The following is a 12,334-nucleotide window of genomic DNA, read 5'->3' on the forward strand; positions in this document are numbered from 1 at the left end:
CCGACGTCCACGCCGCCGAGGCCGCGCACGGCGGTACGCACCGCCGCCGTCGTGGTCGTCATGCCGCACCGCCCTTGCGGCCGAAGTGCTCCTCCAGGACGGACATCCGGCGCCGGTACGCGTCCTCGTCGATCTCACCGGAGGCGAAGCGGCGGCCGAGTACCGCGAGCGGCGCGTCGCCCGCCGGGCGGCCACCGTCCACCGGCCGCCACGGACCCCTCCCCCGCCGGCCGGCGCGGCGCAGGAAGGTGGCGGCACCTGTCACGACGGCCGCCCAGATCAGCGGGAAGAAGAAGATTCACGGACCCGGCCCGCCGTCCCAGTTCGCCAAGGTCCGCACCTCGTTCATCTCCGTCGTGCGGCCGGCGGCAGTGCGTGTACCTCCGCGGGAGCACGCGAGGGGGATGCCGTACCCGCCGAACCGTGCGCGGCCGTGGCCCGATCGTGCGGATCTCCGGCCCCCGGACGGGTTCCGGTGCGGGCCGCCGCCCGGAGGATGGAAGGCGGAACACCGCCGGCCCCCGGCCCGAGGAGACGAGACGCCCATGGCACTGGAGATGCGCGACCGCTGCGAGCGCTGCGGGACCGCCGCGCTTCCGGCGGACGGCCCGGCCCGCATCTGCTCGTACGAGTGCACGTACTGCGTGCCGTGCGGCGAGGCCCTGGGGCAGGTCTGCCCCAACTGCGGCGGGGAACTGGCCGCCAGGCCCCGCCGCCGGACGCGCGCGGACACGTAGGACCTGTCGCCCACGGCGACCGGGGCGCTGCCGCCGAGCCGGTGCCCGCGGCTCAGGCCGAGGTGTCCGCGTAGTGGCGGAGGACCGGTTCCAGGTAGTCGACGTGCGGTCCTTCCAGGCCGTCCAGACCGGCCGACGGGCGGATCAGTTCGATCCGGTCGAACTCGGGGTCACGGCCCTGGCCGGTCTCCGTGCCCACCAGCCGCGCGTACCGCTCACGCAACTCCCGGTCGGGGCACGGCGGGGCGAGGAACATGACACCGACGCCGCCTCCCGCGCCCCGGGTGGTCAGCCACAGGGTCAGGGCCTCGGCGGTGGTGTCGGAGCCGGTCTCCTCGGACAGCTCGCGTGCCGCGTGCCGGCGCAGCCCGTCGACGTCCAGCTCGGCTCCCCCGTCCGGTGGTTCGACGGTCCCGCCGGGGAGCTGCCAGCGGCCCGGCGCCGCGGTCGAGGCGGCCATTCGCCCCACCATCAGGCGCCCGTCGCCCGACGGCTGCACCACGGAGACGAACAGGGAGGAGCACACCGGTGCGTCCGGTACCCCGCGCAGCGCGCGGTACCGGTAGGTGGCCCGGGCCCACGACAGCACCAGACCGTCCCGTCCGTCCCGTTCCAGGCCCGTCAGCGCGGCCACCGGACCGTCGAAGAGCGCCGGATTGGCCCGCACCGCCTCCTCCCACCCGCGGTCCATGGCCGACCGGTGCGCGGGGGACAGCTCGGGCGCGGCGGTCTCGACGAGCCGGATCCGCGGGGCGTCCAGCAGTTCCACCCGCCCGGCCCCCGTCACAGCGCCGCCAGCGGATCGTCCAGCACCGGCTGCCAGGCCAGCTCGGCCGCGCCGACCAGGCTGTTGTGGTCCAGGGTGCAGGCCAGGACGGGGACGCCGCCGCTCTGCCCCCACAGACTGCGGTCGGCGACCACCGCGCGCAGGCGTCCGGGGTCGGCGTCGAGCAGGGTGCGGTGCAGGCCGCCGAGGATGATGCGGTCGGGGTTGAGGATGTTGACCAGGCCGGCCAGGCCCAGTCCGAGGCGGTCGATCAGGGCCTCGGCGGCGGTGCGCACGGCCGGGTCGGTGTACTGGTTGCGCAGCAGGTCGTTGGCCTGCTTGAGCAGGGAGACCTCGGGGCCCGGATCGCGGCCCGCCTCGACGAGCAGGGCCAGCGGGTCCGTCTCGACGTCGAGGCAGCCGCGGCTGCCGCAGTGGCAGGGGCGGCCCTCCGGGTTGACGGTGAGGTGCCCGACCTCCAGGGCGAGCCCCGAACTCCCGGTGTGCAGGCGGCCGTCGAGGACCAGGGCGCCGCCCACGCCCCGGTGCCCGGTGGCCACGCACAGCAGGTCCCGGGCGCCCCGGCCGGCGCCGTGCCGGTGCTCGGCGAGCGCCGCGAGGTTGACGTCGTTGGCCGCGAAGGCGGGGCCGGTGATGCCGGCGGCGCGCACGCACTCCGCGAAGATCCGGCGGACCGGTGCGCCCACCGGCCAGGCCAGGTGGAGCGGGTTGAGGGCCAGGCCATCGGGTTCGGCGACGGCGGAGGGCACGGCGAGTCCGGCGCCCACGCAGCGGCGGCCGGTGGTGCGCAGGAGTTCGGCGCCCGCCTCGACGACCGAGCCGAGTACCTTCGCGGGGTCCGCGTCGACGGTCTCGCAGCCGGGCGCCGTCGCCACGATCCGCCCGCCGAGACCCACCAGCGCGGCCCGGAAGCCGTCGGCGTGGACCTGCGCGGCGAGCACCACCGGGCCGTCCTCGGCGACCTCGAGACGGTGCGAGGGGCGCCCCTGGGAACCGGCCGCCGCGCCCGGCCGGGCGTTCACCTTGATCAGCCCGAGCGCCTCCAGCTCGGCCGCCACCGCCCCGGCGGTAGCCCGGGTGACCCCGAGTTCGGCGGTGAGCACGGCCCGGGTCGGCGCCCGCCCGGTGTGCACGAGCTCCAGCGCGGGTCCGAGCGCACCGCGCCCCCGGTCGAGCCGCGCCCTCGAGGTGGTCCCTTCCCCCGCCTTACGGGGGTCCGCCTTGCCGGTCATGAGGGGAGTCTCCCATGATCCGCAGCCGTCGTGGCCTGCCCCGGATCTACAGCCCGCCGACCCGCAGGGTGATGTTCAGCCGCCCGGTCAGCCCCAGTTCCGGCGGCGCGGTGCCCGGACGCACGCGCGGCACCCCGTGATGGGCGAGGCGGGACGGCCCGCCGAACACGAACAGGTCGCCGCTGCGCAGCTCGATGTCCGTGTACGGCCTGGTGCGGGTCTCGGTGTTGCCGAACCGGAAGACACAGGTGTCGCCCAGACTCAGCGACACCACCGGCGCGTCCGACCGCTCGTCGCTGTCGCGGTGCATGCCCATGCGGGCGTCGCCGTCGTAGAAGTTGATCAGCGCGATGTCGTACGGCTCCGCCGGGAGCGCCCGCGGGCCGAGCGCATCGGTCACGGCGGCCCTGGCCAGCTCGTCCAGCCAGGCCGGGAACGGCTTCACGGGCGCGCCGTCGCCGTCGACGGCGACGGGGGCGTAGCCGTACGGGTACCAGTGCCGGCCCAGGCAGACCTGCCGGGCGCTCATCGTGCCGCCGCCGGGCGTGCGGACGGTGCGCAGGCCGGCCGGGGGCCGGGCCCACTCGCGGCAGGCGGTGAGCAGCGCGCGCTGCCGTTCGGCGGGCAGCCAGCGCGGGACGTGCACGGCGCCCGGCGCGACCCGCGTCGGCTCCCGGGCGAACAGCTCGGCATCCATGCCATCCATCCTGCACGAACGGTCGTGAGCTGCGGCTCGGCTAGCCTGGAGCGCGATGAACGACCGTATGACGACGCCATGGGGCGAGTTCGAGCTGTCCCGCTTCCCCGACGATCCCGGCGACCGGCTGCGTGCCTGGGACGCCTCCGACGCGTACCTGCTGCGGCACCTGGCCGAGGAGGGGGTGCCGCTGACGGGCACCGTCGTGGTGGTCGGCGACCGCTGGGGCGCGCTGGTCACGGCGCTCGCCCGGCACCGGCCGACGCAGATCACCGACTCCTTCCTCGGTCAGGAGGCGACCCGGGCGAACCTGGGCCGGGCGGGCGTCGAACCCGGTGCGGTGCGGCTGCTGACCACCCAGGATCCGCCGCCGGAGCGAGTGGACGTGCTGCTCGTCCGGGTACCGAAGAGCCTGGCCCTGCTGGAGGACCAGCTGCTGCGGCTCGCACCCGCCGTGCACGCGGGCACGGTCGTGGTCGGCACCGGGATGGTGAAGGAGATCCACACCTCGACGCTGAGCCTGTTCGAGCGGATCCTCGGGCCGACCCGGACCTCTCTGGCCCGGCAGAAGGCCCGGCTGATCCTCTGCTCCCCGGACCCCGCCCTGGAGCGGCCCGCCAACCCGTGGCCGTACGGCTACGACCTTCCCGAGGATGTCGGGGCGGTCTCCGGGCGCCCGGTCGTCAACCACGCGGGGGTCTTCTGCGCCGACCGGCTCGACGTCGGCACCCGCTTCTTCCTGCGGCACCTGCCGGCCGGGCCGGGCGCCGGACGAGTGGCGGACCTCGGCTGCGGCAACGGTGTGGTCGGTACGGCGATGGCGCTGGCCGATCCGGAGGCCGAAGTGCTGTTCGTGGACGAGTCGTTCCAGGCCGTGGCCTCCGCCGAGGCGACGTACAAGGCCAACGGGGTGCCCGGACACGCGGAGTTCCGGGTCGGGGACGGGCTGGCCGGGGTGGCGCCCGGCAGCGTGGACCTCGTGCTGAACAACCCGCCGTTCCACTCGCACCAGGCGACCACCGACGCGACGGCCTGGCGGATGTTCACCGGGGCGAAGCGGGCGCTGCGCCCCGGCGGCGAGCTGTGGGTGATCGGCAACCGGCATCTGGGCTACCACGTCAAACTGAAGCGGCTGTTCGGCAACAGCCGGCTGGTGGCGAGCGACCCGAAGTTCGTGGTGCTGAAGGCGGTCAAGCGGGGCTGACCGCCTGATCCGCGGGGGGCGTGGTCCGGCCGCCGGTCAGGACGCCGATGATCCGGGCCACCTCCCGGGCCATCGCGTCCCTGCCCACGTGGAGGTACTTGCGGGAGTCGACGGCCTCCGGATGGGCGACCAGGAAGTCCCTGATCGCGCCGGTCATGGCCGCGTTGAGGGCGGTGCCCACGTTGACCTTGGCGATGCCGCCCGCGACCGCGGCCACCAGGCCGTGGTCCGGCACGCCGGAGGAACCGTGCAGGACCAGGGGCACGGACAGCGCGGCGGACAGCCGCTTGAGCAGGCCGTGGTCCAGGGCCGCGGTGCGGGTGGTCATCGCGTGGGCGCTGCCGATGGCCACGGCCAGCGCGTCGACCCCGGTGCCGGTCACGAAGTCGCCCGCCTGGGCGGGGTCGGTGCGCGCCCCGGGTGCGTGGGCGTCCAGTGGGGCCCGGCCGTCCTTGCCGCCGATCTGCCCCAGCTCGGCCTCGATCCACAGGTGCTGGGAGTGCGCCCAGTCGGCGGCCGCCCGGGTCGCGGTCAGGTTCTCGGCGTAGGGCAGGTGGGCGGCGTCGTACATCACCGAGCCGAATCCGGCGCCGGGTGCCTGGCGCAGCAGGTCGTCGCTCTGGACGTGGTCGAGGTGCAGCGCGACGGGGACGTCGGCGCGTTCGGCGGCGGCGACGGCGGCGCGGGCCAGTGGCAGGAGCCGTCCGTAGCGGAACTTCACGGCGTTCTCGCTGACTTGGAGGATCACCGGGGCGCCGGTGGACTCGGCGCCGGCGATGACGGCCTCGACGTGTTCCAGGGTGATGATGTTGAACGCGGCGACTGCGGAGCGGGTTTCGGCGGCGCGGGTGACCAGCTCACCGGTGGTCGCGAGGGGCACGGCTTGTCTCCTTCCGGAGCGCGGGTCAGGAGGCGAGGATCACCGAGCGGGTGAGATGGCGCGGGCGGTCGGGGTCGAGGCCCCGGCGGGCGGCGACGGCGACCGCGAGGCGCTGGACGCGGACGAGTTCGGCGAGCGGGTCGAGCGTGCCCGCGATCCACGACCCGCCCGTGCCGCGCACCTGTTCGGCGAGGCCGGGGGGTGCCTCGCCGAGCATCCAGGTGGCGGTGCCCTCGGTGGTGACGCTGATCGGCCCGTGCCGGTACTCCATCGCCGGGTAGGCCTCGGTCCAGGAGAGCGAGGCCTCCCGCATCTTCAGGCCGGCCTCGTTCGCGAGACCCACGGTCCAGCCGCGTCCCAGGAACGTGAACTGCGTGCGGTCGACCAGGCTTTCGGGCAGCGGGGTCGCGAGGGCCGTGCGGGCGTCGGCGACGACGGCCTCGGTGTGCAGGCCGAGGTGGGCGCGCAGCAGGGTGAGCGCGGTGGTGGCGAACCGGGTCTGGACTACGGAGCGTTCGTCGGCGAAGTCCAGCACGACGAGGTCGTCGGCGGCCGACGTCACCGGGGTGGCGCGGTCGGCGGTGATCGCCGTCGTCCTGGTGCCGCCCCTCAACCGCGCGAGCAGTTCCAGCACTTCGGTGGTGGTGCCGGAGCGGGTGAGGGCGACGACCCGGTCGTAGGACCGTCCCGGCGGGAACTCGGAGGCGGCGAAGGCGTCCGACTCCCCCTGCCCGGCGGCCTCGCGCAGGGCGGCCACCGCCTGCGCCATGAAGTACGAGGTCCCGCATCCGACGATCGCGACCCGCTCGCCCGGCGCCGGCAGCGCCCCGCCGTGCCGCCCCGCCTCCTCGGCCGCGCGTATCCAGCACTCGGGCTGGCTGTTCAGCTCGTCCTCGACATGGCTCATGCCACACCCTCCCCTTGCTGATTGTTCTTGCAAGATATAGCTGCTTTTCGAGCACAATCAAGCATTCGGACCGGGGTTGAGGTGCGCTAGGGTCGCCGGTGATACGGAGAACGGAGGCCGCGGATGTCCCGGGACGCCCGCTGGAAGGCGCTGCTGGAACTGCTCGTCGAGCGCGGCCGGGTGGAGGTCGAGGAGGCGGCGGCCGAGCTGGAGGTGTCGGCGGCCACGATCCGCCGGGACCTCGACCAGCTCGCCGAGCAGCAGATGCTGGTGCGCACCCGGGGCGGGGCGGTGGTGCACGGGGTGTCGTACGAGCTGCCGTTGCGCTACAAGACGGCCCGCCGCGCCTCCGAGAAGCAGCGGATCGCGAAGGCGGTGGCGGATCTCGTGGCGCCGGGCGAGGCGGTGGGGCTGACCGGCGGCACGACCACCACCGAAGTGGCCCGCGCGCTCGCCGTGCGCGGCGATCTGGGCGCCGGCTCACCCGCCCTGACCGTAGTCACCAACGCGCTGAACATCGCCAACGAGCTGGCGGTGCGCCCCCAGTTCAAGATCGTGGTGACCGGCGGGGTCGCGCGTCCGCAGTCGTACGAGCTCATCGGCCCGCTCGCGGACGGGGTGCTGGGCCAGATCACGCTGGACGTGGCGGTGCTCGGCGTGGTCGCGTTCGACGTCACGCACGGCGCGGCGGCGCACGACGAGGCGGAGGCCGCGATCAACCGGCTGCTGTGCGAACGCGCCGAGCGGGTGGTGGTGGCCGCCGACTCCAGCAAGCTGGGCCGGCGGGCCTTCGCCCGGATCTGCGCGGCCGAGCAGGTGGACACGCTCGTCACGGACATGGCGGTCACCCCGGACACCGTGCACCGCTTCGAGGAGGCGGGAGTCCGGGTCCTGGCGGTGTGACGCCCGGCGCGAGGGCGCGCGGGACCACTCGCCGGACCCGGCGTCGCCGACGTGGTCCGGCCGGCGGCGACGCGGCTCAGTAGCCGCTTCGGTCGGCCTTCACGAATCCGGCGCCGCGCTGGTCGTTGCAGCCGGACACGGCCCGCCCCTCCGGGTCCGGCCAGGACTGCCGGGCCTGCAGCGCCACGCTCACCAGGGTCAGCAGCAGATCGACGTCGCTGGCCGCGTCGAGCCGGAGGGTGACCCACGGGGAGCCCGGCACGATGCGGACCGCGCCCGAGGCCTTCAGGTCCTTGGCGAACCGCCGGACGGCCCGGTCGGTCAGCCGCAGGTCGACGTCCCGGTCGGAGTGGAAGTGCACGATCTCACCCTCGGCCGAGTCGACCGCCTCTCCCGTGCCACAGCTCGGGACGGCTCGTCTCAGGTCCGGCCAGGTCGCCAATTGCGCGAGCGCGCGCGAGGCCAACGTCATGAGGCCATCATGACTTGCTCACCCCTCGGCAACCAGCCGGTGCGCAAGCATCAACCGACCTGTATCCGCTCCGGTTTCCGGGGCCCGGGCGCCCGTGCGCACGCGAAACGCCCCTGAAATCGAGCTGTTCCGCCCGGGTGAGATGCACTCCCATCGGCAAGTCCGCGCGGCGCAGGGGTACTTCGCGGGAGCCCCCCACCCCACCGGGCGGGATGGCCTCCGGTCCACGCGGGGCGCGGAGGTCGTGTGAGCCGCGAGGAGCGCACATCGCCACCGTCCGCGACCGCGGCCGGCGCCGCCACCGGCCCCGCCTGACACATGCCCGAGGCAACCGTCGACTCTTGCATCAGCTCGGCGGACGCCCGTAGCCTGCTTTTGTGCCGCAAATAAACAAAACCCGAACGCACAGCGTCGTGCCGGGTCACGGGCTCACGCGTCTCCGCACCGCGATCACGGCCTTCTTCGCCCTGGACGGCTTCGTCTTCGCCGGCTGGGTCGTCCGCATCCCCGACATCAAGGAGCAGACGCACGCCTCCGCCAGCACCCTCGGGCTCGCACTTCTCGGGGTCTCCGCGGGGGCCGTCCTCACCATGACCATGACCGGCCGGCTGTGCCGGCGCTACGGCAGCCACCCGGTGACCGTCGTGTGCATGACCGTACTCGCCCTGAGCGTCGCACTGCCGCCGCTCACCCACTCGGCACTGGCGCTGGGTGCCGTCCTGCTGCTCTTCGGGGCGGCCTACGGCGGGGTCAACGTGGCCTTCAACAGCGCCGCCGTCGACCTGGTGGCGGCCCTGCGCAGACCGATCATGCCCAGTTTCCACGCGGCCTTCAGCCTCGGCGGGATGATCGGCGCGGGCCTCGGCGGACTGGTGGCCGGCGCCCTCTCCCCCACCCGGCACCTGCTGGGCATCACTCTGCTCGGACTGCTGGTCACCGCCATCGCCGGGCGCACCCTGCTGCGGCACGAGGCGCCGGTCCCGCCGGAGCGCGGAAACCCGGAGCCCGGGCGCGGTGCGCGGCGGCCGGACGGCAGTACACGCGTCCTGGTCGTCGTCTTCGGGCTGATCGCCCTGTGCACCGCCTACGGCGAGGGCGCCATGGCCGACTGGGGCGCCCTGCACCTCCAGCAGGACCTCGCGGCGTCCGCCGGCACGGCGGCCGCCGGTTACTCGCTCTTCGCGCTCGCCATGACCCTCGGGCGCCTGACCGGGACGGCCCTGCTGGAACGCCTCGGGCGGGCCCGCACCGTGATCGCCGGTGGCAGCACCGCGGCCGCCGGCATGCTGCTCGGCTCGCTCGCGCCCTCCGGGTGGGCGGCACTGCTCGGCTTCGCCGTCACCGGGCTCGGTCTCGCCAACCTCTTCCCGGTCGCGGTGGAACGGGCCGGCGCGCTGGCCGGCCCGTCCGGCGTCGCCGTCGCCTCCACCCTGGGCTACGGCGGCATGCTCCTCGGGCCGCCCGCGATCGGCTTCATGGCCGACTGGTTCTCCCTGCCCACCGCGCTCACCAGCGTGGCCGCCCTGGCCGCCGTCGCCGCGGTCATCGGGGCGACGACTCGGCGGAAGCTGAGCGGCTGAGCGCGGCGGCACCGGGCGGGCGTCGGACGCGCGGACGCGGGCGCCGTTCGCCCCCCGGGCACGCGGGCCGGGAAAACCGGTCTCTTCGAGCGCGCCCCATACGGCAGACTCGCCGCCATGGAGACTTCCGAGTTCCTACATGCGCTGGACCGGGAAGGCCGGCTGCTGGCAGCGGCCGCCGAAATGGCCGGCACGGACGCCAAGGTGCCGACGTGCCCGCAGTGGCAGGTGCGGGACCTGCTGCGGCACACGGGCGCCGTACACCGGTGGGCCGCCGCGATCGTCGCCGCCGGGCACACCGCCCCGCCCCCCATCGCCGACGGCCCGGACCTGGACGGGGCCGAGCTGGTGGCCTGGTACCGGGACAGCCACCGCCGGCTGGTCGAGACGCTGGCAGGCGCCCCGGCCGACCTGGACTGCTGGACCTTCCACCCGGCGCCCTGCCCGTCGCCGCTGACGTTCTGGACCCGCCGGCAGGCCCACGAGACGGCCGTCCACCGCCATGACGCGGAGGCGGCGCGAGGCGGGCCGGTGTCCCCGGTGGCCGCCGGATTCGCCGCGGACGGCGTCGACGAGCTGCTGCGCGGCTTCCACGCCCGGGCGCGGAGCCGGGTCCGCACCGAGCGGCCGCGCGTGCTGCGGGTGCGCGCGGTGGACGCGGGCACGGACGCCGTGTGGACCGTACGGCTGTCCGACGACCCGCCGGTGACCTCACGGGACGCGGAAGGAGAGGCGGACGTCGAGCTGACCGGAACGGCCGAGCAGTTGTACCTGGCGCTGTGGAACCGGGCGCCGATGCCGGACGTGACGGGCGACCGCGCGCTCGCGGCGCTGTGGCGGGAGACCTCCGGGATCTGACGCCTCGTCAGCCCGATTCGGCCAGCATACGGCCGAGCACCGCGCGCTGCACCGGCCGCACCTCGCCGTGCAGCGCGCGCCCCTTCACCGTGAGGGCCACGCGGACCCCGCGCCGGTCCTCCTCGCACATGGCCCGGCACACCAGGCCGTCCTTCTCCAGGCGGCCGATCAGGCGGGACAGCGCGCTCTGGCTGAGATGGACCCGCTCGGAGATCTCCTGCACGCGGTAGGCGCAGCCGCCGTCCGCCGCCGCGCCCTCGGCGAGCACGTCGAGCACCTCGAAGTCGCTGGCGCACAGGCCGTGTCCGTGCAGGGCCCGGTCCAGCTCGCACTGGGTGCGGGCATGCAGGGACAGGATGTCCCGCCACTGCTCCACGAGCGCGTGCTCGGCCTTCTTCCCCGTCATGGGCGCACCGTAGCAGAGAATCGCGATTGTTGCGTCGTAATTAAATGAGCTTGCATTCGATGCGTGTGCATGTAGTCTCGCCGCATGACCTCTCCGCTCACCACCCCCGCCTCCGAGGGACGCTGGACTCCCCGGCTGTGGGGCACCCTGCTGGTGCTGTGCGCCGCGATGTTCCTGGACGCGCTCGACGTGTCCATGGTCGGCGTCGCGCTGCCGTCCATCGGCGCCGATCTCCATCTGTCCACGTCGACGCTGCAATGGATCGTCAGCGGCTACATCCTGGGGTACGGCGGGCTGCTCCTGCTCGGCGGCCGCACCGCCGACCTGCTGGGCCGGCGCCGGGTGTTCCTGGTGGCGCTCGGCGTCTTCGCGCTGGCCTCGCTGCTCGGCGGGCTCGTGGACTCCGGTCCGCTGCTGATCGCCAGCCGCTTCATCAAGGGGCTGAGCGCGGCCTTCACGGCCCCGGCGGGCCTGTCGATCATCACCACGACGTTCCCCGAGGGGCCGCTGCGCAACCGCGCGCTCTCCATCTACACCACCTGCGCCGCCACCGGATTCTCCATGGGTCTGGTCCTCTCCGGCCTGCTCACCGAGGCCAGTTGGCGCCTCACCATGCTGCTGCCCGCGCCGATCGCGGTGATCGCCCTCCTCGCCGGCCTCCGGCTGCTGCCCCGCAGCGCCCGCGAGGAGAACCACGGCGGCTACGACATCCCGGGCGCCGTTCTCGGCACCGCGTCGATGCTGCTGCTGGTCTTCACCGTGGTCCAGGCGCCGGAGGCCGGCTGGGCCTCGGCCCGCACGCTGCTGTCCTTCCTGGCCGTCGCCGTGCTGCTGACCGCCTTCGTCCTCGTCGAACGGCGCTCGCCGAGCCCGCTGGTCCGGCTCGGTGTGCTGCGCTCGGGCAGCCAGGTCAGGGCCCAGCTCGGCGCGGTGGCCTTCTTCGGCTCCTACGTCGGCTTCCAGTTCCTGACGACCCTGTACATGCAGACGCTGCTCGGCTGGTCGGCGCTGCACACGGCGCTCGCCTTCCTGCCGGCGGGCGCGCTGGTGGCGATCTCCTCGACGAAGGTCGGCGCGATCGTCGACCGGTTCGGCACCCCGCGGCTGATCGCGACCGGCTTCGCCCTGATGGTCGCCGGGTACGCGCTGTTCCTGCGCGTCGACCTGGACCCGGTGTACGCGGCCGTGATCCTGCCGTCGATGCTGCTGATCGGCGCGGCCTGCGCGCTGGTCTTCCCCTCGCTCAACATCCAGGCCACCAACGGGGTCGAGGACCACGAGCAGGGCATGGTCTCCGGGCTGCTGAACACCTCGGTGCAGGTGGGCGGCGCGATCTTCCTGGCCGTCGTCACGGCCGTGGTGACCGCGGCCGCGCCCGCCGTCCCCACCCCGCAGGGCGTCCTCGACAGCTACCGGCCGGGCTTCATGGTGGTCACGGGCATCGCCGTGGCCGGACTGCTGATGACGCTCACCGGAATGCGCGGACGCCGGAGCCTGCCGTCGGTCGTCGTCGCCCGGTCCACCCTGGAGGGGGCGCGAGCGGAACGCGTGCCGGTCCGCGACTAGGGGGAACGCCCCAAGGCGTGGGCCCCGCGGGGGGGGTGGCCCCCCCGGCGCCCCGCAAAGCCGCCCCGGGGGGGTGTCTTATAAAAAAAAGAAGCAGCCCACCCA

General features: G+C 74.3%; 14 protein-coding genes. 6 read left to right on the forward strand and 8 right to left on the reverse strand.

The genetic code is table 11. From position 1 onward, the window contains the following. Window positions 1-58 precede the first annotated feature (58 nt). Window positions 59-298, reverse strand: coding sequence for an SHOCT domain-containing protein (locus tag ACFVVO_RS08240; RefSeq protein ID WP_390053362.1), 240 nt, complete (start codon window positions 296-298; stop codon window positions 59-61). Window positions 299-545: 247 nt separating this feature from the next. Here ACFVVO_RS08240 and ACFVVO_RS08245 point away from each other — a divergent pair, with 247 nt between their 5' ends. Then, on the forward strand, window positions 546-737 hold the full coding sequence (locus ACFVVO_RS08245; protein ID WP_390052824.1) for a DUF1272 domain-containing protein: 192 nt from the start codon (window positions 546-548) through the stop codon (window positions 735-737). 52 nt (window positions 738-789) lie between these two features. Here ACFVVO_RS08245 and ACFVVO_RS08250 read toward each other — a convergent pair whose 3' ends face one another. Genes ACFVVO_RS08250 through ACFVVO_RS08260 form a run of 3 tightly spaced genes read right to left on the reverse strand, consistent with a single transcriptional unit; the run spans window position 790 to window position 3,453 of the window. Beyond that, window positions 790-1,524 carry an NUDIX domain-containing protein gene (locus ACFVVO_RS08250; RefSeq protein WP_390052826.1) on the reverse strand — a complete coding sequence of 245 codons (735 nt, stop codon included), beginning with the start codon at window positions 1,522-1,524 and terminating at the stop codon, window positions 790-792. Beyond that, complete coding sequence (locus ACFVVO_RS08255; RefSeq protein WP_390052828.1) at window positions 1,521-2,756, reverse strand: ROK family protein; 1,236 nt, start codon at window positions 2,754-2,756, stop codon at window positions 1,521-1,523. The genes ACFVVO_RS08250 and ACFVVO_RS08255 overlap by 4 nt, the downstream gene beginning before the upstream one ends. Window positions 2,757-2,802: 46 nt before the next feature. Next, window positions 2,803-3,453 (reverse strand): alpha-ketoglutarate-dependent dioxygenase AlkB family protein, encoded by a 651-nt coding sequence (locus tag ACFVVO_RS08260; protein ID WP_390052830.1) that lies wholly within the window; start codon window positions 3,451-3,453, stop codon window positions 2,803-2,805. A 67-nt stretch (window positions 3,454-3,520) separates the two neighbouring features. On the opposite strand from ACFVVO_RS08260, the gene ACFVVO_RS08265 reads away from it, so the two are divergent. Beyond that, window positions 3,521-4,657 carry a methyltransferase gene (locus tag ACFVVO_RS08265; RefSeq protein ID WP_390053364.1) on the forward strand — a complete coding sequence of 379 codons (1,137 nt, stop codon included), beginning with the start codon at window positions 3,521-3,523 and terminating at the stop codon, window positions 4,655-4,657. On the opposite strand, the gene ACFVVO_RS08270 is transcribed toward ACFVVO_RS08265, so the two are convergent. Together ACFVVO_RS08270 and ACFVVO_RS08275 are read right to left on the reverse strand one after the other, a co-directional pair. Continuing rightward, window positions 4,644-5,537, reverse strand: a complete 894-nt coding sequence (locus ACFVVO_RS08270; protein WP_390052832.1) for a ketose-bisphosphate aldolase — start codon at window positions 5,535-5,537, stop codon at window positions 4,644-4,646. The two genes, ACFVVO_RS08265 and ACFVVO_RS08270, sit on opposite strands and share 14 nt — an antisense overlap. Before the next feature lie 25 nt (window positions 5,538-5,562). After that, window positions 5,563-6,444, reverse strand: a complete 882-nt coding sequence (locus tag ACFVVO_RS08275; RefSeq protein WP_390052834.1) for an SIS domain-containing protein — start codon at window positions 6,442-6,444, stop codon at window positions 5,563-5,565. 123 nt (window positions 6,445-6,567) lie between these two features. Between ACFVVO_RS08275 and ACFVVO_RS08280 the strand changes: the two genes are divergently transcribed. Next, window positions 6,568-7,347: a DeoR/GlpR family DNA-binding transcription regulator gene (locus ACFVVO_RS08280; RefSeq protein ID WP_390052835.1), complete on the forward strand. Its 780-nt coding sequence runs from the start codon at window positions 6,568-6,570 to the stop codon at window positions 7,345-7,347. Between the two features lie 76 nt (window positions 7,348-7,423). On the opposite strand, the gene ACFVVO_RS08285 is transcribed toward ACFVVO_RS08280, so the two are convergent. Then, complete coding sequence (locus ACFVVO_RS08285; RefSeq protein ID WP_390052837.1) at window positions 7,424-7,819, reverse strand: luciferase family protein; 396 nt, start codon at window positions 7,817-7,819, stop codon at window positions 7,424-7,426. Between the two features lie 413 nt (window positions 7,820-8,232). On the opposite strand from ACFVVO_RS08285, the gene ACFVVO_RS08290 reads away from it, so the two are divergent. Both ACFVVO_RS08290 and ACFVVO_RS08295 read left to right on the forward strand, forming a co-directional pair. Beyond that, a complete protein-coding gene (locus ACFVVO_RS08290; protein ID WP_390052838.1) occupies window positions 8,233-9,399 on the forward strand; it encodes an MFS transporter in 1,167 nt (388 codons plus the stop codon). A gap of 117 nt (window positions 9,400-9,516) precedes the next feature. Beyond that, complete coding sequence (locus tag ACFVVO_RS08295) at window positions 9,517-10,257, forward strand: maleylpyruvate isomerase family mycothiol-dependent enzyme (RefSeq protein ID WP_390052840.1); 741 nt, start codon at window positions 9,517-9,519, stop codon at window positions 10,255-10,257. 7 nt (window positions 10,258-10,264) lie between these two features. Here the strand turns inward: ACFVVO_RS08295 and ACFVVO_RS08300 are convergent, their stop codons facing one another. Then, window positions 10,265-10,663: a MarR family winged helix-turn-helix transcriptional regulator gene (locus ACFVVO_RS08300; RefSeq protein ID WP_390052842.1), complete on the reverse strand. Its 399-nt coding sequence runs from the start codon at window positions 10,661-10,663 to the stop codon at window positions 10,265-10,267. A gap of 84 nt (window positions 10,664-10,747) precedes the next feature. Between ACFVVO_RS08300 and ACFVVO_RS08305 the strand changes: the two genes are divergently transcribed. Beyond that, window positions 10,748-12,229, forward strand: coding sequence for an MFS transporter (locus ACFVVO_RS08305; protein ID WP_390052844.1), 1,482 nt, complete (start codon window positions 10,748-10,750; stop codon window positions 12,227-12,229). Window positions 12,230-12,334 lie beyond the last annotated feature (105 nt).

The organism is Streptomyces sp. NPDC058145 (genome assembly GCF_042884245.1).
GTDB lineage: Bacteria > Actinomycetota > Actinomycetes > Streptomycetales > Streptomycetaceae > Streptomyces.